Genomic DNA, 23,451 nt, shown 5'->3' with positions numbered 1-23,451 from the left:
GCTTCGACCCAAAGCAGACATTGGCGAATTGGGCACCGTTCTGCACTTCAATCCGGCAAATCAATGAGGATCGTTCGCTTCGATCGGCGAATTGAGAGCGTCACCCAGCGGTACACGGGCCAACTGAGGCCGATCGCGATGATTGCCCAAATCGCGGGCTCGGGGTCCGTGATCAGGGACGCGATCAGCAGGGCGACGGAGATCGCCACCACGAATCCGGGAGCCCACGGGTACCACCGCGCGACGTAGGGCCTGCGAATCTCCGGCGCTGTCGAGCGCAGCACGAAAAACGCGGCGTAGACCGCGCCATTGATAGCTACCCCCAGAAATGCGGTGACCGTGAAAAGAAAGTCGAACGACTTCAGCATCACGAGAGCCATTGCCGGTAGGGTGAAGGCGAACAGCCCCCAACTTGGCGAACCGTAGCGGTTGATCGTTGCGAAGGCGGCGGGAAGGACTCCATCCCTGCTCATCGCGAACGGAATGCGCGGTGTGTACATCACGCTGACGTTGGCGACGCCGAGCAGTGAGATGACGGCGAAAATAGTCACGATCGTTCCCGCCTCGCTTCCGAATATCCGCTGCGCCGCGTCGGCCGCCGGCAGGTTTGACGACGAAAGCTCAGACATGGACAGAAGGCTCAGGAAGCCTAGATTGACGAGCAGATAAGCGCCCATCATCGCGCCGATGCCCCAGAACAAAGCGCGTGGAACGTTGCGGTCGGAATCCTTGTCCTCCTCGGAGAAATAGACCCCCGAATTCCAACCGGCGTACGTCTCGGTGACAAGCATCAGGGCGGCGATCATTCCGGCCAGGCCGAAACCATGCTCGAAGAGCTGGACGTCGGAAGGCGGCTTGACGCCTCCGAGAGCGAGGCAGGCAAGCGCCAGCAGAACCAAACCGCCGACCTTGAACAGGCTGAGTGCCTGCTGGGTGCGCGCTCCGACCTTCAGGCCGAACCAGTTCACCGCGAAAAGGACTCCCAATTCCGCAATAGCGACGGCTCGGCTATCGAGGACGTCGTTTTCTAAATAAAGGCCGAACGCCGCCGCTTGCGCCGCCGTGGCGATGACGCTGATCGCCGTGTCCGACCACCCGGTCACGAAGCCCGCAAACGGACCGGCGGCCTCCCGCACATAAACGTAGGGCCCGCCGGCCTTGGGGAACGCCGTCCCAAGCTCGGCGTAGATGTTTGCTCCGAGGAAGGTGAACAGGCCTCCCGCGATCCAGGCAGCGATGATCAGGAAGGGGTCGCCGAGCTTGCCGGCGATGATGCCTGGCATGCTGAGAATGCCGAGGCCGATCGACCCACCGACGACGATCGCTGCCCCGAGCGCGGCATCCAGCACGCGTCGGAGTTGAACCGGCTCCTGCCCCATACTCAGCCCCCTGGTACGTCAGCGACACTCGGCACGATGATGTTTGAAAGGCGGAGGCGAGTCCATGAGCGGATGTCCGCTTTCCAACCATTGCGGACATTTCGCTCATCGGTCACACCCTGTTCTGCGCTCCGCAGGAGACCGGCCATGAAGTTGAGTTTAGTCCGCGTCGCTTTTGCTCTGTCATCCCTCACTGCCGCCAGCCCGACGCTCGCCGCGCAAGGTAATTCAGCCACGTTGCCACATACCGTTCCAGTGATGATGGAGCGGCTGACGACAGCGGAAATCCGCGACGCCATCCATACTGGCAAGACGATTGTCCTCATCCCTAGCGCCAGCACGGAAGCAACGGGTCCTGCAATCGCACTGGGAAAGCATCTTGTTCGTGCGCAGTACATTGCTGAGCACATTGCTCAAGAACTCGGCAACGCGCTCGTGGCACCCGTCATGCCCTTTGCACCCACCACGGATGAGAGCCGCTTCCCGGGGACGGTGAACCTGTCCGCGGATGCATTTTCGCGAGTGAACGAAGATGTTGCGGAAAGCATGGTGAGAACCGGGTTTAAATACATCATCTTCATGGGCGATCACGACCAGAACCAGCCCCTGCTTCGTACACTTGCCAGTAGGCTAGACGAGAAACATCGCGCTGACGGTGTGAGGGTGTTTTTCTCGAGCGACTCTTACGCAAAAACGAACAAGGAGATCGACGAATATCTCAGAGCGAACGGCTACCCGCCGAGCCGGCACGGCGGCGTATCCGACACGTCGCTTACTTGGGCCGCGAATCCCGACTACGTTCATCCTGACCGGATCGTCGTAGGCGCTCCGGTTCCGCCAGCCGGCACTCCATTGTCGTTGGGCGCCATTGGCATTGAAGGCGATCCTCGCCGAGCGTCTCCCGAATTGGGCAAGATGTTCCTAGGGTGGAAGATCAAGAACGGTACGGCGGAAATCCGTAACCTGGTCGGCACGAGCAAATAGCTCACTCCTGACCGTGGGGTAATGTCCGCTTTCCACCCATTGCGGACATTAGCGCCTGATTGCCCCTGGGATAGCGATAGCCATTGCGCGGGTGCCTCTGTCGCCTAGATGCGAGGAATGGCAAAGCTTCTGCAGCATTGGACGTGGCTTACTCCCGCAGTTGCTTGGGGGCTCTATTTCGCGAATTCGGCCTTTCCCGTGCACGCTTTCTTCCTCAGCGTCGCACTTGTTGGAACCGTCCTAGCCGCAGTTCATCACGCAGAGCTCGTTGCCCACCGCGTGGGTGAGCCGTTTGGAACTTTCTTGTTGGCCGTGGCGGTGACTGTCATCGAGCTGGGACTAATCATTACATTGATGGCCGCTGGCGGCGAAAACGCGGCCACACTGGCTCGAGACACTGTGTTCGCTGCCGTCATGATCATATTGAACGGACTCGTCGGAGTTTGCATCCTGGTAGGTGCGATCCGCCACAAGGAGCAGATCTTTCAGCAAACGGGCGTGAGCGCCGCGTTAGCGACCATCTGCGCACTCACCGTCCTGACGCTGGTACTGCCCAACTTCACGCTGAGCGAGCCTGGCCCCGTCTATGCTCCCTCCCAGTTGGGTTTCGTGGCTGTGGTGTCCTTCTTGCTGTATGCCACTTTCATCGCTGTCCAGACGGTACGCCACCGAGACTACTTTCTTCCTGACAAACCACTGATTGCAGATCAGAAGGTTCACGCCGTGCCGCCGACGGATCGGGCCACCGGCATATCCTCATTGCTGCTTGTCGCTTGTCTGGGCGCGGTAGTGCTGCTTGCGAAAAGCCTTGCGCCATCAATAGAAAATGCGGTCGCAGCTACAGGCTCTCCTAGAGCTGTCGTAGGCGTCATAATCGCTGCATTGGTCCTGCTGCCCGAAAGCGTTGCAGCACTCAGAGCTGCGATGGCCAACCGCCTGCAGACTAGCCTTAATCTTGGCCTCGGATCGGCACTGGCGACCATCGGTCTCACAATCCCTGCCGTTGCAGCGCTTTCGCTTCTGGCGCAGCTACCGATCGCCTTGGGCCTCGACACCAAGAGTGCGGTCCTGCTCTTCCTGACTCTGATCGTATCTACGCTGTCACTGGGCACTGGACGAACGACGGTACTCCAGGGCGCAGTTCATCTCGTCATCTTTGCCGTGTACCTGTTTACGACAGTGGTGCCCTGATCGTTCCTTTGTAACGGACTGTCGGCAACGATCTGCCAAGACCTGTAACGCGAGCGCAGGCCCGTCGCTAATGTCCGTAGCCGACCCATTGCTGACATCCGGGTAACTGATAGTTTGGCAGGATGAAGTGGGGCGTGATCTTTGTCACAGTCGTCTACTCGGCCATCGTGCTCGTTGTGGCCGGCTTGGCTATGACGCTTCAAGGTGATTGCTGGGCCGGGACAACTCAGATCGAAGCTTCAGAATGCTCCCACAATGCGACCGTCGCCGGACTTGTCGTGATAGGCGCGGGTGTCGCACTCTATTTCGCGGCTAGGCATTTCGTCCGAAGCAGATGGTGAGCTAACGTCCGCCTTCCACCCATTGCGGTCATTAGATCGCGAACTAAGGTTGGCCTTGCTGTCAGGAGGCCATGTGACCCACAGGATCCTAGCCGCCGCGCTCGTGTGCTGCGCTTCGCTTTCGAACGCAGCAAGTGCCGGTATGCCGGGCGGCTCGGCAAACACATGTGCGGCTTGGAACGGTAGATACAGCGGAGAGATACCCGAACAACAAAGCGCATTCGCCCACTCACAACAGGTGACTGTAATTATCGAGGGTCGCACTGCTTATGTCGCTATTGGTGAAACGGCGGGCGACTTCGACGCGTCGGGAGACAATCTTCGTTGCACGAGCAACCGCGTAACTGGCACGCTCGACACCGGTGCCGGTGGAACAGGCAAGGTTTCCGTCTCGCTAAAGCGCAAAGCCGGAGCGGTATATTTGCGGCTATTTGGCTTCAATGACGGGGACGGATTGAAGAACCAAGCGGCATACTTGCCGTCTGAAGAGTTTGAGATCGCTTTAAAGCGGACGCGCTAAACGCATCTAATGGCCGCTTTCCACCCATTGCGGGCATTCGGAAGTTCAGCGTAGCCTTCCCATTATGACTGGTTCTCAAGCCGCCGTTTGTGATCGCTTCGGGGTCGAATGCCGTACGAGCGAGCCCCTTCATAAGGTCGGCCTGGCGTTGAATACCCTAAGCCTTCAGCCGCTCAACGGGCTTCGTCATCCTCCGGCGGCTGACACCACTGGCTGGTACATTTGGGGTGGCCCCGAACTTTCGACCTCCGATGACTTCTTTCAGCCCATTCACGTTGACCATCTAGGCGAAGTTCTACCGGCCGTGGTTCCCTATCTCGGGCTACCGGCTGGCTGGCGGTTTCAGTTGGCAGCGGGTCACGAAGATGTCTGGTTTGATGCCGATCTGCTGGACGTTCGGTAACGTCAGTTTCCACCCATTTCTGCCGTCATGGTAGCAGCAGCTTTCGACCCAAAGCAGACATTACAACGATGATGACTTCGGCCATCAGCTTTGTTGCGGTTTGAAAAAGTAGTGTAGTCTCCGACTCATCTCGGCGAGGTACATCGGGGAGCTCGGCCCGATTGTCGCCTGGGGGACAGCGATTGCGAGCAGCCGTTCTCTGGCACGTGAGTCTGTGCGCCGTCGTGCTGACGAACGGCTCGCGATCCTTTGCGGCCATAGCCGACCAGGCTCAGCACTCAGCAGCGCCAAAAGATGAGCGCGTACCCGCACCCCTCGAAGACACTCCGATCGTGATCACCGGTTCGCGCATACCGCGCACAGACCTGACAGCCGTAAGCCCCGTCACGCTGATCGAGGCCGGCGAGATCAAGCTCCAGGGCGCGACGAACGTGGAGGAGGTCCTCAACCAGCTTCCACAAGTCAATCCGTCGCAGGGTCTGTTATCTCCCCCCGGCACGACGGGCACCGCTACCGTCGATCTTCGAGGCATCGGTTCGGTCAGGACGCTTGTGCTGGTCAACGGGCATCGCCTCATGCCGGGCGATCCGCGGCATCCCGAACCAGACATCAACAGCATCCCGACATCGCTCATCGGACGCGTCGAGGTGCTGACGGGTGGCGCGGCCGCCGTTTACGGGTCGGACGCCGTAGCCGGCGTCGTCAACTTCATCCTCGACACGAAGCTCGAAGGGCTAAAGGTCGACGGCCAGGTCGGTTATTTTCAGCATGACAACCGAGACAAGTTCGCGCGCGAGCTCCTGAATGCCAAAGATATTCCCTACCCGAGAGGCAGCGTCTGGGACGGACGACGCGAGAATGTGTCGGTCGCGTTCGGGCGTAGCTTCTTCGACGATCGTGCGCACGTCACGATTTACGGCGGGTACCGTCATTTCAAAGCGGTCACGCAGGATCAGCGCGACTACGGTTCTTGTCCGATCACAGCCACGATGTTCGATCAGAGACTGACGTCCCTTCTGGAATGCGGCGGCCCCCGGGTGTCCTATCCCGGCAACTATTTCGATAATCTGGGCAATGCTTACCAGGTTACGTCCGACCGGACGTTCGTAACCGGCCTGTCCAGATTCAATTACGCGCCCTGGCATTTCATTCAATGGCCGGACAAAAGATACACAGCCGGCGGCTTCGCGAATTTCGATGTTTCAGAGGCGCTTCGGGCTTACGCCGAAATCATGGCGATGAAGGACCGGGCATCCTGGCAGGTCGGTCCATCCGGAGACTTCTTCAACACCGAGACAATCAATTGCGACAATCCGCTGCTTTCCGAGCAGCAGCGATTGCTCATTTGCCGGACTGGCAATTACGTCGGTCAGATCGCCGTGCTGGATGCCAATGGAAATCTGGTGGAGACCATCGGCCAGCCGACCCCATTCGTGGATCCCGTGACGGGCGCGACATATTCGCGGGCCTGGCTCCTGATCGGCCGGCGCAATATCGAGGGCGGCTCGCTTCAGGACGTTCTTGAACATAAAAGCGTCCGATTGCTCGCAGGTTTCAAGGGCGACCTTGGGCGCGGCATCAGTTACGACGCAAGCTATCTTTACGGGCGCGTCAGTCTCGATCGGCAATATCTGAACAACCTGTCGATCTCGCGCCTCGGCAAAGCGCTTGATGTGATATCCGATCCTTCGACGGAGCAGCCAATCTGCCGCTCGGTTCTGATCGCGCGCGAACTCGGTTCGTCGGCGCCCGACGCGGACGCGGATTGCGTGCCTTGGGATGTTTTCACAACCGGAGGGGTGACCGCTCAGGCCACTGCTTACCTGTCCATTCCACCCTCAATGACCGGGTGGTTCCGGGAGCAGGTTGGAAACGTGAATGCCACCGTTCAACTCGACCGTTGGGGGATTGGCAGTCCATGGTCCGATGAAGGCTCGGCAATCAACGTCGGCGCAGAATTTCGGAAAGATACTGTCGATTTCGATCCCGATGCATTCACTCAGGCCGGCGACGTTGCCGGTCTCGGCGAGCGCTTTTTTCCCATTCACGGTTCAATCGACACAAAAGAGATCTTCGGCGAGGCGCGCATTCCGTTGCTCACCGACAAGGTGGTGCAACGCCTCGCTTTCGAAGGAGGATTTCGCAAATCCTGGTACAGGAACTCTCGAAGCAGTTCCTCCAGCGAAACCTACAAACTGGCACTCGATCTTACAGCCGTCAGAGGGTTGCGGTTTCGCGCGAGCCGGCAGGGAGCGAACCGTGCGCCGAATGCTCAAGAGCTTTTCGCTCCGTCGCAACCCACCTCTTTTCTTCGCGATCCCTGCGCCGGCGCTACTCCCGCGGCGTCGGAAGTGCAGTGCGCCCTGACCGGAGTGACCGCGGCGCAATACGGTCAAATCGCCAATGCAAACGGGCTCTTCGATTACAATGCGATCATTGGCGGCAACGAAGATCTCCAACCCGAAACCGCGACCACCAACACGATCGGCCTCGTCCTGCAGCCCCGAATTCTGCCCGATTTCAACGCAACGATCGATTGGTGGGACATCAAACTGACGAGCGCCATCTCCAATATCGGCGCGCAGTCGATCCTCGACAGCTGCATTGCCAGCGGAAGTCCGATTTTCTGCAGCCGGATCCATCGCGATCCGAATGGCTCGCTCTGGCTGGGTGGCGGTTATGTCGACAATCGCCTTGCAAATCTCGGAAGCCTCAAAGTTCGCGGAATTGATGGAAGCGCGGACTATTTCTTGCCGCTCGGTCGCCTGGGTTCGGCAAACGTCGAATTTCGCGGCGGCTACGTTTTGCGCTGGATCGTGGACAATGGCGGTCTTTCTGAGCCGTACGATTGCGCGGGCTTGTTCGGCGCTCCATGCGTCATGCAGCCGCGCTGGAAGCATACGGCTCGAGCTACCTGGAATGCGCCGTATGGAATAACCGTGTCGCTTAAGTGGCGGCACGTGGGGGGCGTAAAGCTCGCCGCCACCGATCCCAAGTTTGACCTGACGGATGCGGTCAGTCCTGCCTACACGAGGCTTCGGGCGCAAGATTATTTCGACGTCGCAACAGTCTTCAGGCTTCGCAATGAGTTCGAACTGCGGCTGGGCGTCAACAACGTGCTGGACCGCCAACCGCCGTTGGTCGTCGGCAACACGGCGGCTGGTGACGGACCCTACAATGCCAACACCTACCCCACATGGTATGATCCGCTCGGCCGCTACATCTTCGCCAGCGTGGCCGTCACTCTGAAACCTTAGTTGGACTTTATCGCAGCCAACAATTGGGGTGTGCATTCGCTTCGTGTCGGCGGACTGGTGCAGAAGTCGGGTCGTTTGCCGGTCTCGCGCCAATATTCGATCAGGCCCATGCGGGCGGCGAGATCGACGAAACCTGGGTTCTGCCGCAGGTTCCGAGTAACCGGCGCGAATAGGACCCAGGACTCAAATCGTCGTTTATTGAGAGTGGAATTTGCCGCCTCCAGCGCCTGCCTGGTTTCTCCAAGCGCCGCCAACATCAAGATTTCATTCTCGCGAGAGATTTTCTCCTGGTCGGCAGCCTCGCGAATCTGAAGAGTGGTTTCCGCCGTCAATTGCTCGGAATGTGCCGCCTTAGCTTTGACGAAGCTCCGCCAGATCTGATTCTCGTCTTTGCCCGAAGGCGCCTGCGCATCCATTGAATTAAAGGTCGCCAGGGCCTCAGACGGCTGCTCGTAGAAGCCGGCAATGTGCCGCTGATACCGCCGGATGCCCGAATGGTTAGGCCAGAGCTGAACGCCCTTCTGAATCCAGGCTCTGGCTGCGGGCAGGTTCCCTATGTTGGCATATGCGCGAGCAAGCTGAGCCGTTTTTGGGGCGCCCCATTCATCGTTAGCATGAGCGACCAATTGGGAGGAAAGGGCTTCGCGAAGGCGCCCGACATCGCTCAGCAACCAGGACTCGTATGAATATAATGCGCCAACCGGGCCCTTAGGGTGCCTTCCGTATTTCATGCCGCGCAGCAACCAGGCCTCCCGCCCGCGGTAGCTCGGTTCCATCCACGATAGAACTACATACGCACCGGCATCCGCGGGATCGAGTTTGAGGGTCAGCTTTGCCTCGTGGCGGGCCGCCTCCTTCATTGCCTCGGCGCGATCGGGAATATCGATACGTTCGGAAGCGGTGGCGTAGGCTACAGCCAGGACGTCATGACCGAAGGCAAATTCCGGATGACGCGCGACAACGCCTTGCGCGCGCTCGATCATCTGGGCCCAGTCACTTTGTGATTCACGGATCATATCGTTGGTCTGGAGCAGCGCCGATAAGGCGGAATTGTCGGTTAGAGGCGGGTTCGCGTTTCGCGCGAAAATGGCGATGTTGACGACGTCGGCAACGCGGGCCGCAACTTCCATCGGCAGGCCCGATGCTTCGCCCCGGTTTCGTTTGAATTCCAGCGACCATAAAGCGGCATGACTCCTGCCATCCTCGATCCGAACATCGACAATCAGATTGGATGCATCGTCCCTTACAAGTCCCGTCACGACCAAGCCCGGCAATGGGCTCGCGGAGCCGGGAGCCCCATTGCCGGCCAGCACGGTCTCTATTTGGCTATCGCCAAGCTCGTTCACGACCTCGTTAGGAATTCTCCGCGCCAGGGACCGAGCGTCTTCGGAATTGCTCAGAGTATCGAAGAGTTGCACCGCGACGCGATCAGGAAGATGGTCGTCAGAGACACGGCCACGGACGATCCAAAAAGCCCCGGCCAGGATGATCAGGGTTGCAACCACCGTCGCGGCCACCCAGGGCCAAAATGCGAAACGCCGCTGCCGCCGAGTGGGCGCGACCGCAGGGTCATCTTTGCCAAGGCTCGATGAAGTGAGGCGATAGCCTACGCCTGGAATTGCCTCGATCGCGTAGGGAGCTTCCGGATAGCCCGCAGCGAGTTTGCGGAGTTGGCTAATGCAGCGGTAGATCGCGTCGTCGCTGACCGCCAGTCCACGCCAGCAGCGGATCACAAGATCGTTCTGGGAAACAACGGAGCCGCGCGCCTTGGCGAGCACAACGAGAACCTGCATCACTCGCCGCTGGAGCGTTTGAAAGTCGCCGTTCCATTCGACTTCGCAACGGGCGGGCCAAACGCGGAGCGGTCCCAGATCGAAACCCGCCTCCTGTGCCAGGTCGATGCCGTGCACCCAGTCTTCAGTCAACTCGTACATCCGGTCCCCAGCCAGCTTTCCCGAGCGGTCACGTCATAACATGGCGCGCGACAGCGACGAAGTCGGACGAAGATCAGGCGAAATCAGGCAGAGATCGGGCCATGAATTTCAGCGACTTAGGTAAGCTTGCGAATGTCTTTTGCCTTTTCGCTGAAAGGAACGCCGTCATGTCGAGCAGAACAGTTCAACTGATTCAAAAGATCTTGGCGCGCGCTGGTGTGTGCACGGCAGTCGTTACGCTGGCCCTTGCAACTCATGCGGATGCGAAGCCCGGCTTCAATCCCGTAATCATTCGCGGCATTCCGAGCACCGCTCCCGTTTCGAATGAGCTCCAGCTTGCCTATCTAGCAAGCTTCCCGAACGGCTCACTCGAGCCCTCCGTCGACAAGATGAACGTCGGCCCGATGGTGCCGGGCGACCCACTGATCCCGGGCTCGAACCCGACTGTTTCTGCCGCGCCAGGCGAAATTGTGGTCAGCATCCACCGACCGCTCGGTCTATCACCTGACGATATTCCTGCCGAGAGCATCTTTGCGCCGGTCAATTTCGGTCCTGGATCGGTTGTGCGCCTTAGGGCGACGTTCATTGCTCCTGTCGGACCCTATGCCACCACGGGGGGCTTTGCGATCGGTGTGGGAGCCAGGATAGGCGGCAAGGACGACCTTCCTCTCGAACCCAGGGTTTTCGTGACCGTCAATGCACGGCCGAACCAGCTGGTGAGATTCCAGGTTCCATTCGGGTCGGTGGAGCCGACGAACACGGTCCTGCCGCAGGCAGTCAAGGACGCGATCTATTCCACGACGGACCCGCAGCCCTTCACGATCGAGCTAACGATTGACCGGAAGCTGGGCACGGGAACAGCGAAGCTCATGGTCATAGACCAGGTCTTTTCCCTGTCCTTCACCCTTAAGGATTTCCACGCGGATAGCGGGCCAACGATCACGAACGTGGGCCCAGGAATTGCGGTGAACTCGAATGCGCCCGGCCAGACCGCTTCCGTCCGTGTGCGCGAGTTCCGGATCTACACGACCGTCGGCGGTTGACCGCCGTCCTCCGTTCGGCGGGCTCTCCCCCCCGCCGAACGGGCACGGCAGCTTCGAGGCATTACTTTGTGAAAGGAAAACAGCCATGTTTCGCCACACTCGCGGCTTGGATCGGCGAATTTCGTTCGCAAGCACTGTCGTTCTACCACTTTGCGCGGCGCTTTCGGCCTGTGGCGGCGGAGGCGGGTCTCGCATAGCGAGCACGCCGCCCCCGCCAATTCCGACGCCTACACCAACGCCTGCTGGAACGATTGAGGTGCAAACTAGCCTGCTGGACACCGTCGGCACGCGCGAAGGCGACTATGGGGTAATCGGCAGGCTCACGCTCACGCCGGGTGACGGCAGCGCTACCTCATATCGGACCGTTGCGCCCGGCGAATTCACCATCAACGTGAATCGGTATTTCGATGACGATCCATTCAATTACTTGCTCAAAGCGCCCGTTGGGCTTTTGCCCGGAGGACTGACATCGATCGGAGTCTCGGGCGATGTCGATTCCTGGGATTTCAACTATGGCGGACCGAATTATCGGTACGACAACCCTTACGGAGACTACGCGCAATACTTCGGCCAAAACCTCCAGGAATTCGAGGTCGCTCCTGACGGGACCAGGACGCTTCGGGTCAATTACGATTACACGCACGGCGTTTCGACGCGAACGCAGCCGCTGGCCGATGGCAATAGCCTGGCGACCACTCTTCTCTACGACATCGGCCTTTCCTACGTCTCGATGGGCGAATGGTCGTGGCGGGTTGTCGACCTTAACGGCACAGCCGCCGGCGACTTCGGAGACCTGCTGTTCGTCAATGGAGACCGGACGCCAGCCACAGGTATCCCTGTCTCGGGCACGGCAGTCTACGATGCCCGTTCACTGGTTCTTCTTTCGAGCGAGGGAACGGCGGGAATCCCGTTCACGCTGACGGCCGATTTCGGGCAGCGCACGATGTCTGCGCTGATCGAACAGGATTACAGGTACGATCCGACGAGGCCCGTTTCCGCAGATCCAATATTGGGGATCCACGTCAGCGGGGCCGCGGCGTTCTCCAACAACGGACTGTTCGACATCCCGCTGACCGGGTCGGCCAACTATTCGTACAACAATGCGGTGGAGACGCCGGTGAGTGAGCCCGTCACAGGCGCCATGAACGGCGCCTTCTTCGGCCCGCAGGCACAACAGGTCGGAGGCGTGTTCTCCATCGACCGGGCTGGAGGAACCCTGCTGATGCAGGACGCCTTCGTTGGCAGACAACGAGGTCCATGAGCGGGGGCTCTCATGGCACGAGTGACCTACACGGGCCTCCTGTTTGGACTGACGCTCGGGTGCGGCACGCTCCCCACGCCGTCACGAGCCGAGGCTTCGGCGCCGACAATGAGTGCTAACGATCCGTCGGGTCCAGCACTCGCACAGGCAGCCAGGTTGCTCGCCGCCGGCCAGCTCGCCGCCGCCCGAGCGGTGGTCGACGGGCTGGCCGGTGCGGGCCACGGGGGACTGGAGCGGGACTTCCTCGATGGAATGATCAGCTATTCGGGCAAGGACTATCGGCGCGCCGAAGCGATGTTCCGTCGGATCCTCGATCGGGACCCGAAGCTGCTGCGCGTTCGGCTCGAGCTAGCCCGGACCCTCTACATGGAGAAGAAGGACGAGCAGGCGGACTATCAATTCAGCCTTGCTGCTGCCGAGCAGACGTCATCACAAGTTCGGCGCAATATCGCGAACTTCCGCCAGGCGATCCGGGCGCGGCGTTCGTGGCGCTTGAACGTCGATTTCGGGTTCGCCCCTGACAGCAACATCAATTCCGCGACCGAAAAGGAGTCGGTCAATATCTACGGACTGCCGTTTCGGCTCGATCCGGATGCCCGTGCCCGATCGGGCACCGGCCGCTTCGTCGGTGGTGACGCTTCAATCCGGCTGAGCCGCTTTGGCCAAGTTCCAATCTACATAGGCGCCTATGGACGATGGATCCGGTACAAGGATCATCGTTTCGATGACGCTTATGCCGGGCTGGAAGCCGGACCGGAGTTTGCGGTGGCGGGCGGGCGATTGCGCACGACGGCGACGGTTCTGAAGCGTTGGTACGGCGGGCATTCACTGGTCTCGAGCTTGGGGGCGCGCGCCGATTACGAGAAGATCGTTGGAGGCGGCTGGAATATCGGCGGGACGCTGATCGTCCGCCACAATGACTATGCTCAGCGGGGCGACGTCGATGGATGGTCTCTCGAGGCGCGCGCATCGGCTAGTCGGCCGCTTGGTCTCACAACTCTCGGCTTCGCCGACGCTACGATCGAGCGCGGCACTGCAGCGGATCGGGGGCAGGCCTACTGGCGCGGCCGGATCGGATTCGGGGCAATCAAGGAAATCGGCTGGGGCCTGCGCCCGCAAATCCGCATCGATCTGGCCCGCCAGATCAACGACGGTCCGCTGGCGCCGTTCGCCAAGCGGCGGCAGGACTTGCTTCTTGAAGGCTCCCTCAGCATCTACAAGCGCGACTGGAACGTGGAAGGCTTCGCTCCCTCAGTCAGCGTGACCGCTACGCGCAACTCCTCGGCGCTCCCACTGTATGATGAGCGCCGATTAAGGGGGGAGGTGCGCCTGATGAAGGCCTTCTGAAACCAGCCTTGCGAACGTCTGCTTTCGACCCATTCCTGCCATTAGGCGCCCGCCATCAACGATGAGAGGTCAGTAAACGTCCAGGTCGCGGCCCACGACGACCTGCCCGGAATAAGCGGACATCTCCCGGAGCACAGTCGTCGGACTCGACCGTTCCGAATCCACATTCGGACGAAGCGAAATCGAGCCATGGTACAGGATCAACAGGCGCGGCCTTGCCTTGTTCGCCAGGTCGACGAGCTGAGTAGTGGTCGTGTGATGGTCCCCCGCATAGCGGACGAAATCTGGGCGCTTTGCCAACCATTCCCGTGTCAGCACCTCGTGAATGAGGACGTCGCATCCATGGCAAGCATCGATGGTTGCATGCGTCGGCGTTGTATCGCCAGAAATGACAATACTTCGATCAGGCGTATCGAAACGATAGCCGAAGCTAGGCATGCCGTGGTTGGTTCGAAATGCAGTCACTGTGATATTGGCGTCCCGATAAACCACGCCTGCCTTGATCTCGTGCGCGTTCACCTGGTGAGCTTGAGCGACTGTCCGTCCCCCGTAGACCTTTCGATCCTTCGTCCTCACTTCGAAGTCTACCCGATAGGCTTCCATGAGATGACGGGTCATCGCGCTCAGTCCGGTTGGGCCGTAAACCTCTAGGGGGAACCGGCGGCCCAACACCCAGGGTGTCAGCCACAAGTCGGGGAAACCCACGGTGTGGTCGGAATGCAGATGCGTCACAAAGACGACACGAAGCTTGAGGGGATCGAGCCCGACGACGCCTTTTTCGACGACCGCGGATTTCGCGCGTCGGACAACCCCCGCGCCCATATCGATAAGGTAGGGCGTCCCGTTGACGACAATGGCTGTTGCCGGACCCGATCGATCCGGATCGGCTGGGGGATTGCCAGTGCCCAGCAGCACGATTTGTGTGATCGAGCTCGGCGAAATTGGGTTTGTTACAGAGCTTGCGGAAGGCTGCGTGGGCGCAGGTCCGACAAACATCATCATGGCCGCGAACAGGGGCGCTCGAAGTCGCATCACAACCTCCAGCAGGTTGATGCATACCTATCAGAACTGTCTCAGCTGGTCACACGTGCAGGTCGTTTCGTTAGCAACGACGAAGTGTCAGGTTTCGACCCATTGCGGACTCTCATGCCTTGCGGGAAACTTGCTGCACAGCGAGGCAGGAGATTGTCCGATGCAAAGTATAACAGCAGCTGTTCTGATTTTGATGGCGAGTGCGGGGCTGGCGCCGCCCGACAGGGCCGCCGTAGAATATTTTCCTGCACCTGCCGCGGGCGGTCAGCCCGCTCCATATGCGAACGCCGTCAGAGTTGGAGACATGCTCTATCTGTCAGGACAGACGGGGGACGTTGACGGGCAACTGAAGGACGGGTTCGAGGCTCAAGCTCGACAGTCGATGGAAAACGTCGGGGCTGTGCTAAAGGAGCGAGGCCTCGGCTTCGGCGACGTCGTCAAATGCACCGTGATGCTTTCGGACATGAGCAAATGGTCCGCATTCAACGCGATCTACGTTCCCTATTTCCCATCAGGCCAGCTGCCAGCGCGCAGCGCCATCGGCGCGAATGGTTTGGCCGGCGGCGCTTTGATTGAACTCGAATGCTGGGCTTACGCGGGAAAGAGGTCAGACCGGAGCTAACTTCTGCTTTCCATTCATTCCGGACATTGGCGCAATAACAGCCTTCGACCCATGCCTGCTGCTAGCGATGCAGTGGCTGCTTTCGACCCATGGCAGATAATAGGACTTTTCATTCATCGAGGCAGGCAAAGCGGTTAAATTGATTGCGAGGGGACTGCCCATGTTCAGGCTATTGAAGCTCAAGCCGCCGCACGGCTGGAACGCGGTCGGGTGGGAGTTGGGGATCGTCACGCTTGGAGTGGTCATCGCCCTTGCCGCGCAGCAGTGGGCAGAGAACCTGAGCTGGAGCAGCAAGGTCGGCGCAACCAAACGGGCTTTGCGCGCCGAACTGCAGGAGCATTACGGCTACGCGGTCGAATTTCGCGCCGTCTATCCGTGTCTCCAAGCTCAGCTCGACCAATTACGGAACCGCGTGTTGTCCAGCCGTTCCGTGCTGGAACCCGCGCCCGTCTACAGTGAGGAAAGCTTTCACTACGTTTTGCGTTTGCCAAGTAAGGTTTATCCTAACGACGCGTGGGTGGCGGCGGTGGACGACGGTACCGTCCGCAGCCTTGATCAACCGACGCGGCGACTGTTGGCTGGTCACTATGGCCAGCTTCCCGAAATGGCTGAGTTGCTTTCGGCAATGAATACTATCGAGCCTGGCTTGGTCGCCCTGACGCATCCTTTACCGCTCGATCCGACGGTCCGATACTTGATCGTCAAGGACATCGAGCAGCTAAGAGGCCGGTTGGAATATCTCGACCTTATCAATGGTCAGGTGATCGACTACGTCACGCGCGTCGGCATGCTTCCTCCTGCTCAAGACGCGGTGGCCGTGACGCAGCGCTACGGTACATACCAGTTCTGCAAGAAGCATAGGTTGCCCTTGCGCCCCTTCACTCAAGCGATGCGACCCGTACCTAATTAGGGTTCGCAACTGTCAGCTTCCGACCCATTGCGGACATTAGCGCTTCTGTTAGCCTCCCCTGCGAACCGGGGGGCTGTATGCATTTTCATTTCAGCGAGGCTGACAACCAGCGGGATGCTGGCCTAGCGCATGTTTAGAGCCGTCCGTCACTGGTGGCAGGGACGGGAGGGCAGAACCACCGCACGCCTGTTTGCGTTCGAGCTCTTTGTCGTTGTTGCCGGCGTTCTGATCGCCCAGGCGCTGGCGGGTTACGTTCAAACTCGATCCGACCTCGCAAGAATGGAGTCCGAGCGCTCACGCATTCGCTACGAATTGGCGTCTGCGCACTCCGGATTTCGAAGCTGGGCTGCCGCCGTGCCGTGTCTCGACAGTCGAATGTCGGAGGTCATGACGGGAACAGCACTGGGGGCCGGCGCTCTGCGTCGGCCGCGCTTTCCTACCCCGGCCCTCACTGCGCCGACAACGGAGATCCTGGACCTTATTGCCCGACGATATGGTGTGGAAGAAAAGAATCGCCTGAACTGGATTGCTGAAAATACGGCCAACTCATCAAGCGTGATCGCGGCAATCATTTCGAGATGGGGCAGGTTGATGGTGATCGATCCCGAGTATGGAAGCGTGACGGCCAGCGACCGCACCGAGGCGCGCCTGGCGGCAGCGGATATCAAAGCGCAGCTACGGGCTATGGAAGTGGTTTCGAGGGACTCAGACGCCGTCTTGGCGAAGATGAAAATTGTGCCGCTAAATCACAACGAGCCAAGTTATGGCCCGGCAAGAACATGTGCCGCGATCTGGAATAGCGGCAGGCTCGATCCGCCGTTGGCGGCCCATTAATGCGCGGCGATCAACGTCACGTGTGGTTTCTGCCCCATTCCTAGCGTCTGCTTTCCACCCATTGGGAACTGTAGGAAATACCTGCCAGCTGCGATAACGTCTGCGCAGGGGGCCGGTCGCATGGGCAAAGATGCGGGGCAGACCGTTGGGCTGCCAACCATGTTTTCGATTGTCGTCGGATCGATCATCGGCGCAGGCATTTTCGTTCTTCCAGTGTCGTTGGCGCCGCTAGGCTGGAACGCCGCAATTGGATGGATCGTAAGCGGATCGGGTGCTCTTTGCCTGGCATTTGCGTTGGCGAAGCTCGCGCGCGGCGGGCATGGCATTCAGGCACATATCGCCGAGAAGTTTGGCGCGATCCCAGCCTTCATCGCGGCTTGGGGATTTTGGTGTGGTGCGTGGACGTCCGGCCCGCTTCTCGCTCTTGCTGCAAGCGCCGCACTTTCGCGCATAGATCCTCAGATTGACGCCTTCATAACTCCGCTAGCTGTCGCGTTCGTGATCATACTTACCGCTGTCAACGCCCTCGGCATTCGGGCAGCCGGACGGATGCAGGTGCTGACCACCGCGATCAAGATCATTCCGCTGTTTGCCGTCATTCTGATCGTGCTGTTGCATGTGGGACGTGGCGAGCCGCTTCAGCCGATGGCCGCAAGCCCCATCTCGCTCGACAATATCGCGACGGCGGCAGCGCTGACGCTATTCGCTATCACCGGCTTCGAAAACGCGACCGCGCCCGTCGACAAGATCGGGAATGCCAAACGCATTGTTCCGCTCGCGATGCTGCTCGGCACGACCTTTGTTGCTCTTCTCTACTTGTTGTCGAGCACCTCCGTTTCCTTGCTTCTCTCTTCTAGCGCTGTCTCGTCTTCTCCTGCGCCGTTCGCCGACGCGCTCGCCAGCGAGTGGGGCGAGACGGCCGTGCAAGCTGCCGCATTCTGCGTCGCGGTAAGCGCGTTCGGTTGTCTGAACGCCGGCATTCTCGCGTGCGGCGAGCTTACCTATGCCATGGCCTTAAAAGGCGATCTGCCGAAGTTGTTCGCGCATACTCGAAAGGATGGCACGCCGGTCTATGCTCAGTGCCTGTCGGCCGCACTTGGGATTGGATTGATCTTTCTCAACTCCAGTCGGGACACGGCGAACCTGTTCACATTCATCATCCGCCTCGCGCTCGTAGGCAATCTATACCTCTATCTGATCGGCACGGCGGCCGCGCTACGCAGCACGAAGGGCGCGGCTAGCCGCATCCTGGTCGTGGTCGGCGTCGCCTTCGTCCTGTTTGCGTTTTACGGTGCAGGCTTGGAAGCAAATTTGTGGGGGCTGCTACTGATCGCGACAGGGCTAACCGTGAGAACCGCGACGCGCGTCACCCGATCAAGGCGCCTCGCACAAGCATTCTAGAAAGTGCGTAATGTCCGCCTTCGACCCGCTGCGGACTGATGGGTCGATAGGAGTATCCGGAGCCGAAGCTTTGCTTCGAACAGTCCTGCGAGCCCCGGTCGCTTGCGACAACCGAGGCTCGCGTTTTGCTCGTCAGAGTGCGCACAGTGCAAACAGTACCCCGCCGGTAAGGAGCACCACGAGCGCCATCGCAGCCAACAGGCAGGGTTCGACATTGTGTTGCACCAACCGGCAGAATGGCCAATCGCCAGCCATCTCAAAACCGAACGCCGACTCCGGTCACGATCTGATGGCGGCGAACGTCCTTCTCGTAGTCGGAGAACCGGTATTCGGCCTTGGCATACACGCCTTGGCCAATTGACATCTCGACACCTGCGCCGGCTCGGACGCCGCTGAGATCGCGAGTATCCTTCGACGTTGTTGTCCCGGCGGTGCCTGTTACGGTGAGGGTCTGGCGCACCCTCGCGTTAGCATAGCCGACCTTGCCATAGAGCAGCACTCCAGGGGCAACGACTGCGCCGACCCGGGCAGAGACATCGGCATCCCTCTTGAACTCAGTGTTCAGGCGGGTGCCTCCTTCTTCGATGTCAGCCTCAGCACGCGACCGCTCCAGGTTGACCTCCAACCCGGCGTTGACCCCTTTACCCAGCGCAAGATCGTAGCCGAGCCCGAGGCCGAAGAGCAGATCAGCCTTCTTCGTTTTGAAGTCGCGCTCCGGACCCGGAACGCGGACACGTTCCCATCCGACGTGCGCCTCAACCCGCGGACCTGCCAGATCAGCTGCGGCGGCCGGCGTTGATGCAAATGCGCTCATTGCAAGAACGCAAGGTACAAGAACTCTCATTTCATCTCCAAAGTCCAAAGCGCGCTTCCTGTGGGGGCGCCTAGAGCCCAACCGAATGATCGACGCAGAGCCCGATTGCTGGGTTGCGAGCGGCCTGCTAAGCTCGTTACCTCAACGGAACAATTCGGTGATCGCGCAAGGAGAGTTTGCATTCAGTGCAAACGAAGATGACCTATTCGGACCTCGTGCCCGTGCTCGCGATTGGGCGCGCAGGGTCTCTTGCTGGGGCTGCCCGTGACCTTAATGTCGATCACTCGACGATCTTCAGGCGCCTTGCGGCAATTGAACAAAGACTAGGGGTTCGACTCTTCGACCGCAGCCGCACGGGCTACAAACCCACGTCCGCCGGCCAGGCAATGCTGGAGTTAGCGGCGCGCTTCGAGGCAGACATTGTGGAACTCGAACTGGGGCTTGTAGGCCAGGATGCCCGGCCTGCAGGTCCCCTGAGGGTCACGACGACAGATACTCTGATTGATTTGCTCGTTCCGATCTGCGTCACCTTCAGCAAGCGGTTCGGCGACATCGCGATCGAGCTTCTAACCGGTAACGAGTTTCTGGATCTCTCGCGCCGCGATGCCGATGTGGCCGTTCGGCCGACAGCCAAGCCACCGGAGCATCTTCACGGTCGCCGCATGGGCAGGATGACATTTTCGGTTTTCGGAAGTGACCCTGCAATGGAGATACTGGGACTGGCCGACCTCGCTCATCAGCAATGGGTCGGGTTCGACGAGAGCCTCTCACACATTCTCGCGTACAAGTGGATGCAGGCCCATGTTCCGCGCCAAAACATCGCGCTCAAGGCAAGTTCAATGCTCGCCGTCGGGCGAGCCGTGGCTCAAGGGGCTGGGATGGCGGTGCTACCCTGCCACTACGGCGATGAGCATCCCGGCCTGCATCGGATCTTCGGCCCCATACCTGAGGTCGCTACGGATTTTTGGCTGCTGGTGCATGAGGACATTCGGCGAGTAGCCAGGGTCAGGATGTTTACCGACTTCGCGTATGCCGAGTTTCAACGACTGCGGCCTCTGATCGAGCGCCTCTAGCTAGCGGCAGCTTCCGACCCATTGCGGACATTAGCGGCTACCCCTCCCATCTATTGGTCTTTTTCCATCTTCGCGCGATAGGCTTCTATGCTCAATGGTCGGCCCAAGAAGTCTGCAACCAGCTCGGCCGCCGGCTTCGTTCCACCTGGTGCGAGAACAAGTTCGCGATAGCGTTTGGCCGTAGTGCGGTCGCGTAGTCCGTGCTTCTGGAACTCAGTGAACAAATCGTCGGCGATCACTATCGATTGCCGATAGGTGTAAACGGCCGCGCCGTACGCTGCGAGATGGCTGAAGGAATCTTGGAACTGAGAGAAGGGGGCTGGCGGGAGAATGTCGTACTTGGCTTGGTAGGCTCGCGCTGCAGCACCGAGGTCGGCCGGCGCTGGCTGAACATAATATTGCAGTGAAACGTTGGAAAGGCCGAGCTGGCGCATTTCTTCCATGCCGAGGTTGAAGTAGCGGGCCTGGTTCATCTTCTCGACCAGATCCCGCGGAATCGGTTTGCCAGACGCGTCGATCGCGAACTTCCTCAGCGTGTCGTAGTCATAAACCCAGTTCTCGAGCATCTGAGAGGGCGCTTCGACGAAATCCCACTCGATCGCGGGGTAGACTCCGCTCTCGTACGCCCAGCGCTGGTGTTGGCCGCCAAAGATGTTGTGGAGAAGATGTCCATACTCGTGCAGGAAAGTGATGACATCGTTGTGCTCCATCAGGCCATTGCCGCTCGGGAGGTTCATCACCAGCGCGGCAACCGGGAGTGATCCTCGTACTCCCCAGCGCACCGGCACCGCGTTCGCGTGCTCATATTTGCCCGGCCGCGGGTGAGAATCGAAATAGAAGCGGCCGATCAGCTTGCCGTGATCATACATTTCGTAGGCTTCAACCAATTTGTCCCAGGTGGATGTCTTCCACGGCCTGATATCGACGCCGAACATGTCCTCCGTCAGCTCAAGAATCCCGTCGCGCACTTTGTTGTACTGGAAGTAATTGCGTGCTTCCTGGCGATCGTAGCCGTACGACTGCGTTTGGACGAGTTGGCTGAGGTAAGCATTGTCCCATGGTTGAAGGGTATTCGCGCCGGGCTGAAGCTGCTGCAGGACCGCCAGCTTTTTCGCATAGTCGCGCCGCGCGGCCGGTTTCGCAGCTTCCGACATCTGGTCGATCAGTGATTGAACCTTGCCGGCCGAGTTCAGCATGCGGTCTTCGAAGTTGAGCGTGGCGTAATTGGGACGCCCGACCAGCTTGGCGAGCTCGTCGCGCTTATTGATCAAGTTGCGGAGAACCCCCTCGTTCTCGGGATAAGCCCGCTCGTTGAAGGCTCGGTAGAAGCGCTTACGAAGATCGCCGCTCTTGGCGTAGGTCATCACGGGGATGTAGTCGGTATAGTCGGTTCGTAGGGTGATCTTGCCCCCAGGATCCGGCTTGTGGGTCTCTATGAAATCCTGTGGCAATCCGTCTAGCTGGGCGGCAGTTGTGGTGATGGTACGTTGCCCTTTGGGAATGTTCGCCTCGAACTCCGTCGTAAGCTTCGACACTTCGTCATTCAGCGCCTGCGCCTTCGCGCGGCCCGCCGCGTCGAGACCGATACCGGAGCGCTCGAAGGCATCGAGAACATGCTTAACGTACCGCTTAGTCGAAGCGTCGATCGGCGGTGGCATCGATTTGATCCGCTTGTAGATCGGGCGGGACAACTGAAGCTTCGTAAGTTCACTTGCCATACGAACTTCGCATTCCTCGCCCGCGGTCCGCGCCCCGGCCGTTATCCCGACCTCGCGGTACAGGCTGGCTTCTTGGACGCCGTCCAAAAGTACCTCAGTCAGCCGATCGTAGGCGGTCAGAGTCTTCGCGACACTCGCCGCGCCCTTGGACTTTTCTAGTGCGGTGCGCATCGCGTTGCTGCGCGCGACCCACATGTTGCAGCGCTGGTTGATCTGGGTCGCGGTCGGCGCGCCGACCAAGATTGATGGCAAGGATGGCGACGCAGCAAATGAAGGCGCGTTCAGACCGCAGGCCGCCATCAATAGCGGTGAATACAAACGCATGATTGCCCCCCTCGTGCGCTACCCTCAGGTTAGCGCAGGAAGAGACAAGGTCCAATTGCCTCTTACATATCCAATGTCGGGCCAAGCCGCGCGAGTGTGAGCCGCCAATGTCCGATTTCCACCCATTGCGGACATTAGCGGGCCGAGCAAAAAGCTCGCATGCCCATTGTTCGTCGTGACGCCTTGAACGTTCTCCTCGGCCTTGGGGCGGTCCTTGCGTGTGGTCGTTCAGCAGCGGCTGTGGTCGGAGCGACGCCAAGAATGACTAAGCGGATGCCCTCTTTCGAGCTTCAAGGGACCAAGGCCTCGCTAGCGAGCCTAGCCCACATATCGGGCTACAAGGTCGAGAGCGGAGGAGGCCGAACGGTCGCCGTGTGGCTTAAGGCCGACGATGGCCAGGTGCGCTTGCTGACCGTGGACCAACGAGATGCGCTCCCGATGTTTGAGGTCTTCACGCTCGCTGTAGCCACCATGGGCGAGCTAGAGGCCAGATTGAGGGAGTGGAAGGCTCCAAAGACCGTTCCCGAGGGCGTTCCCGAATGGATGCGGACGCTGATGATGACGCGACCAGCTGTGCCGACGCCTCCCACGGACTTCATCGGCTGGCCGTTCGACCATTGGCGGACGCAAGTTCTCCGTCGCGCCGAGTTCGTCGTCGAGGACGCGCCGGTTGGAGAAACGGTCGGCGAAAATCCCAACGTTCAATCGGCGGCGCGGCCCATGACTGTTCCGAAGGAAGCGTCGGCTTCGTGTGAGGTTGCGGCTGGCGTCCTGTTCAGTGGCGCTGGCGGCAAGCGGCTCTTGATGGGCGTGGATTGGATGCCGGAGAGTATGGTCGTCTTGGACGAGCCAGCGAAAATCGACGACTACTTGAAGCCATGCGAGGCGGTTGACCTGTCGACTTATCTAGAGCGCTTTGTCCGCGCCGCCTGAATGTCCGCTTTCCACCCATTGCAGACATTAGTGGACGGGAACCTCGATCTCGGCACGGTCATCAAATCGCGACCCTTGTTCCTCGTTGCGGTCCCCCGTCGACGGCCATAGGGCGCCGTCAACAACTCAA

20 protein-coding genes are annotated in these 23,451 nt (G+C 59.7%); 15 read left to right on the top strand and 5 right to left on the bottom strand.

The window, feature by feature from the left end:
- Positions 1–47: 47 nt before the first annotated feature.
- A complete protein-coding gene (locus ACMC5O_RS11225) occupies positions 48–1,379 on the bottom strand; it encodes an APC family permease (protein WP_426692870.1) in 1,332 nt (443 codons plus the stop codon).
- Positions 1,380–1,526: 147 nt separating this feature from the next.
- Here ACMC5O_RS11225 and ACMC5O_RS11220 point away from each other — a divergent pair, with 147 nt between their 5' ends.
- The 6 genes from ACMC5O_RS11220 (at position 1,527) to ACMC5O_RS11195 (ending at position 8,075) form a co-directional block, all read left to right on the top strand.
- Complete coding sequence (locus ACMC5O_RS11220; RefSeq protein WP_426692869.1) at positions 1,527–2,363, top strand: creatininase family protein; 837 nt, start codon at positions 1,527–1,529, stop codon at positions 2,361–2,363.
- A 117-nt stretch (positions 2,364–2,480) separates the two neighbouring features.
- The gene (locus tag ACMC5O_RS11215) at positions 2,481–3,554 is read left to right on the top strand and encodes a calcium:proton antiporter (RefSeq protein WP_426692868.1); all 1,074 of its coding nucleotides are present in this window, start codon (positions 2,481–2,483) and stop codon (positions 3,552–3,554) included.
- Between the two features lie 122 nt (positions 3,555–3,676).
- Positions 3,677–3,895, top strand: coding sequence for a hypothetical protein (locus ACMC5O_RS11210; RefSeq protein ID WP_187708711.1), 219 nt, complete (start codon positions 3,677–3,679; stop codon positions 3,893–3,895).
- Positions 3,896–3,968: 73 nt separating this feature from the next.
- Entirely contained in the window at positions 3,969–4,415 is a 447-nt protein-coding gene (locus ACMC5O_RS11205; protein WP_222949865.1) for a hypothetical protein, read from the top strand.
- Between the two features lie 64 nt (positions 4,416–4,479).
- A complete protein-coding gene (locus ACMC5O_RS11200; protein ID WP_187708712.1) occupies positions 4,480–4,818 on the top strand; it encodes an immunity protein Imm33 domain-containing protein in 339 nt (112 codons plus the stop codon).
- Between the two features lie 206 nt (positions 4,819–5,024).
- Positions 5,025–8,075, top strand: coding sequence for a TonB-dependent receptor domain-containing protein (locus tag ACMC5O_RS11195; protein ID WP_426692867.1), 3,051 nt, complete (start codon positions 5,025–5,027; stop codon positions 8,073–8,075).
- Here the strand turns inward: ACMC5O_RS11195 and ACMC5O_RS11190 are convergent.
- Positions 8,072–10,009, bottom strand: coding sequence for a winged helix-turn-helix domain-containing protein (locus tag ACMC5O_RS11190; protein WP_426692866.1), 1,938 nt, complete (start codon positions 10,007–10,009; stop codon positions 8,072–8,074). The genes ACMC5O_RS11195 and ACMC5O_RS11190 overlap by 4 nt on opposite strands.
- Before the next feature lie 167 nt (positions 10,010–10,176).
- Here ACMC5O_RS11190 and ACMC5O_RS11185 point away from each other — a divergent pair, with 167 nt between their 5' ends.
- The 3 genes from ACMC5O_RS11185 to ACMC5O_RS11175 all read left to right on the top strand — a co-directional run bounded on the left by ACMC5O_RS11185 (position 10,177) and on the right by ACMC5O_RS11175 (position 13,660).
- The gene (locus tag ACMC5O_RS11185) at positions 10,177–11,052 is read left to right on the top strand and encodes a hypothetical protein (protein ID WP_222949866.1); all 876 of its coding nucleotides are present in this window, start codon (positions 10,177–10,179) and stop codon (positions 11,050–11,052) included.
- Between the two features lie 256 nt (positions 11,053–11,308).
- Positions 11,309–12,313 carry a transferrin-binding protein-like solute binding protein gene (locus tag ACMC5O_RS11180; protein WP_187708717.1) on the top strand — a complete coding sequence of 335 codons (1,005 nt, stop codon included), beginning with the start codon at positions 11,309–11,311 and terminating at the stop codon, positions 12,311–12,313.
- Between the two features lie 12 nt (positions 12,314–12,325).
- Positions 12,326–13,660, top strand: coding sequence for a surface lipoprotein assembly modifier (locus ACMC5O_RS11175; protein WP_426692865.1), 1,335 nt, complete (start codon positions 12,326–12,328; stop codon positions 13,658–13,660).
- Between the two features lie 69 nt (positions 13,661–13,729).
- On the opposite strand, the gene ACMC5O_RS11170 is transcribed toward ACMC5O_RS11175, so the two are convergent.
- On the bottom strand, positions 13,730–14,575 hold the full coding sequence (locus ACMC5O_RS11170; RefSeq protein WP_426692864.1) for an MBL fold metallo-hydrolase: 846 nt from the start codon (positions 14,573–14,575) through the stop codon (positions 13,730–13,732).
- A gap of 277 nt (positions 14,576–14,852) precedes the next feature.
- Between ACMC5O_RS11170 and ACMC5O_RS11165 the strand changes: the two genes are divergently transcribed.
- The 4 genes from ACMC5O_RS11165 to ACMC5O_RS11150 all read left to right on the top strand — a co-directional run bounded on the left by ACMC5O_RS11165 (position 14,853) and on the right by ACMC5O_RS11150 (position 18,459).
- A complete protein-coding gene (locus ACMC5O_RS11165; RefSeq protein ID WP_187709799.1) occupies positions 14,853–15,314 on the top strand; it encodes a RidA family protein in 462 nt (153 codons plus the stop codon).
- Between the two features lie 160 nt (positions 15,315–15,474).
- Positions 15,475–16,224 carry a hypothetical protein gene (locus ACMC5O_RS11160; protein WP_187708721.1) on the top strand — a complete coding sequence of 250 codons (750 nt, stop codon included), beginning with the start codon at positions 15,475–15,477 and terminating at the stop codon, positions 16,222–16,224.
- 129 nt (positions 16,225–16,353) lie between these two features.
- Positions 16,354–17,058, top strand: a complete 705-nt coding sequence (locus tag ACMC5O_RS11155; RefSeq protein ID WP_426692863.1) for a hypothetical protein — start codon at positions 16,354–16,356, stop codon at positions 17,056–17,058.
- 120 nt (positions 17,059–17,178) lie between these two features.
- Positions 17,179–18,459, top strand: a complete 1,281-nt coding sequence (locus ACMC5O_RS11150) for an APC family permease (RefSeq protein ID WP_426692862.1) — start codon at positions 17,179–17,181, stop codon at positions 18,457–18,459.
- Positions 18,460–18,715: 256 nt separating this feature from the next.
- Here the strand turns inward: ACMC5O_RS11150 and ACMC5O_RS11145 are convergent, their stop codons facing one another.
- Positions 18,716–19,273 (bottom strand): outer membrane protein, encoded by a 558-nt coding sequence (locus ACMC5O_RS11145; protein WP_187708724.1) that lies wholly within the window; start codon positions 19,271–19,273, stop codon positions 18,716–18,718.
- A gap of 215 nt (positions 19,274–19,488) precedes the next feature.
- Between ACMC5O_RS11145 and ACMC5O_RS11140 the strand changes: the two genes are divergently transcribed.
- Positions 19,489–20,346: a LysR family transcriptional regulator gene (locus ACMC5O_RS11140; protein WP_426692861.1), complete on the top strand. Its 858-nt coding sequence runs from the start codon at positions 19,489–19,491 to the stop codon at positions 20,344–20,346.
- Positions 20,347–20,396: 50 nt separating this feature from the next.
- Here ACMC5O_RS11140 and ACMC5O_RS11135 read toward each other — a convergent pair whose 3' ends face one another.
- Positions 20,397–22,316, bottom strand: coding sequence for a M3 family metallopeptidase (locus ACMC5O_RS11135; RefSeq protein ID WP_426692860.1), 1,920 nt, complete (start codon positions 22,314–22,316; stop codon positions 20,397–20,399).
- A 333-nt stretch (positions 22,317–22,649) separates the two neighbouring features.
- On the opposite strand from ACMC5O_RS11135, the gene ACMC5O_RS11130 reads away from it, so the two are divergent.
- Positions 22,650–23,321 carry a hypothetical protein gene (locus ACMC5O_RS11130; protein ID WP_426692859.1) on the top strand — a complete coding sequence of 224 codons (672 nt, stop codon included), beginning with the start codon at positions 22,650–22,652 and terminating at the stop codon, positions 23,319–23,321.
- Positions 23,322–23,451 lie beyond the last annotated feature (130 nt).

It is taken from the genome of Sphingomonas sediminicola (assembly GCF_049991885.1).
Lineage (GTDB): Bacteria > Pseudomonadota > Alphaproteobacteria > Sphingomonadales > Sphingomonadaceae > Sphingomicrobium > Sphingomicrobium sediminicola.
The sequence above is the reverse complement of the archived record's forward strand: the minus strand, read 5'-3'. Positions and strand labels throughout refer to the sequence as shown.

What these genes read in the sequence shown, in the direction of transcription:
- ACMC5O_RS11190 (WP_426692866.1), bottom strand. Translation starts at nt 10,009, where the DNA reads ATGTACGAGTTGACTGAAGACTGGGTGCACGGCATCGACCTGGCACAG.
- ACMC5O_RS11130 (WP_426692859.1), top strand. Translation starts at nt 22,650, where the DNA reads ATGACTAAGCGGATGCCCTCTTTCGAGCTTCAAGGGACCAAGGCCTCG.
- ACMC5O_RS11220 (WP_426692869.1), top strand. Translation starts at nt 1,527, where the DNA reads ATGAAGTTGAGTTTAGTCCGCGTCGCTTTTGCTCTGTCATCCCTCACT.
- ACMC5O_RS11155 (WP_426692863.1), top strand. Translation starts at nt 16,354, where the DNA reads ATGTTTAGAGCCGTCCGTCACTGGTGGCAGGGACGGGAGGGCAGAACC.
- ACMC5O_RS11185 (WP_222949866.1), top strand. Translation starts at nt 10,177, where the DNA reads ATGTCGAGCAGAACAGTTCAACTGATTCAAAAGATCTTGGCGCGCGCT.
- ACMC5O_RS11145 (WP_187708724.1), bottom strand. Translation starts at nt 19,273, where the DNA reads ATGAGCGCATTTGCATCAACGCCGGCCGCCGCAGCTGATCTGGCAGGT.
- ACMC5O_RS11150 (WP_426692862.1), top strand. Translation starts at nt 17,179, where the DNA reads ATGGGCAAAGATGCGGGGCAGACCGTTGGGCTGCCAACCATGTTTTCG.
- ACMC5O_RS11200 (WP_187708712.1), top strand. Translation starts at nt 4,480, where the DNA reads ATGACTGGTTCTCAAGCCGCCGTTTGTGATCGCTTCGGGGTCGAATGC.
- ACMC5O_RS11215 (WP_426692868.1), top strand. Translation starts at nt 2,481, where the DNA reads ATGGCAAAGCTTCTGCAGCATTGGACGTGGCTTACTCCCGCAGTTGCT.
- ACMC5O_RS11160 (WP_187708721.1), top strand. Translation starts at nt 15,475, where the DNA reads ATGTTCAGGCTATTGAAGCTCAAGCCGCCGCACGGCTGGAACGCGGTC.
- ACMC5O_RS11175 (WP_426692865.1), top strand. Translation starts at nt 12,326, where the DNA reads ATGGCACGAGTGACCTACACGGGCCTCCTGTTTGGACTGACGCTCGGG.
- ACMC5O_RS11210 (WP_187708711.1), top strand. Translation starts at nt 3,677, where the DNA reads ATGAAGTGGGGCGTGATCTTTGTCACAGTCGTCTACTCGGCCATCGTG.
- ACMC5O_RS11225 (WP_426692870.1), bottom strand. Translation starts at nt 1,379, where the DNA reads ATGGGGCAGGAGCCGGTTCAACTCCGACGCGTGCTGGATGCCGCGCTC.
- ACMC5O_RS11165 (WP_187709799.1), top strand. Translation starts at nt 14,853, where the DNA reads ATGCAAAGTATAACAGCAGCTGTTCTGATTTTGATGGCGAGTGCGGGG.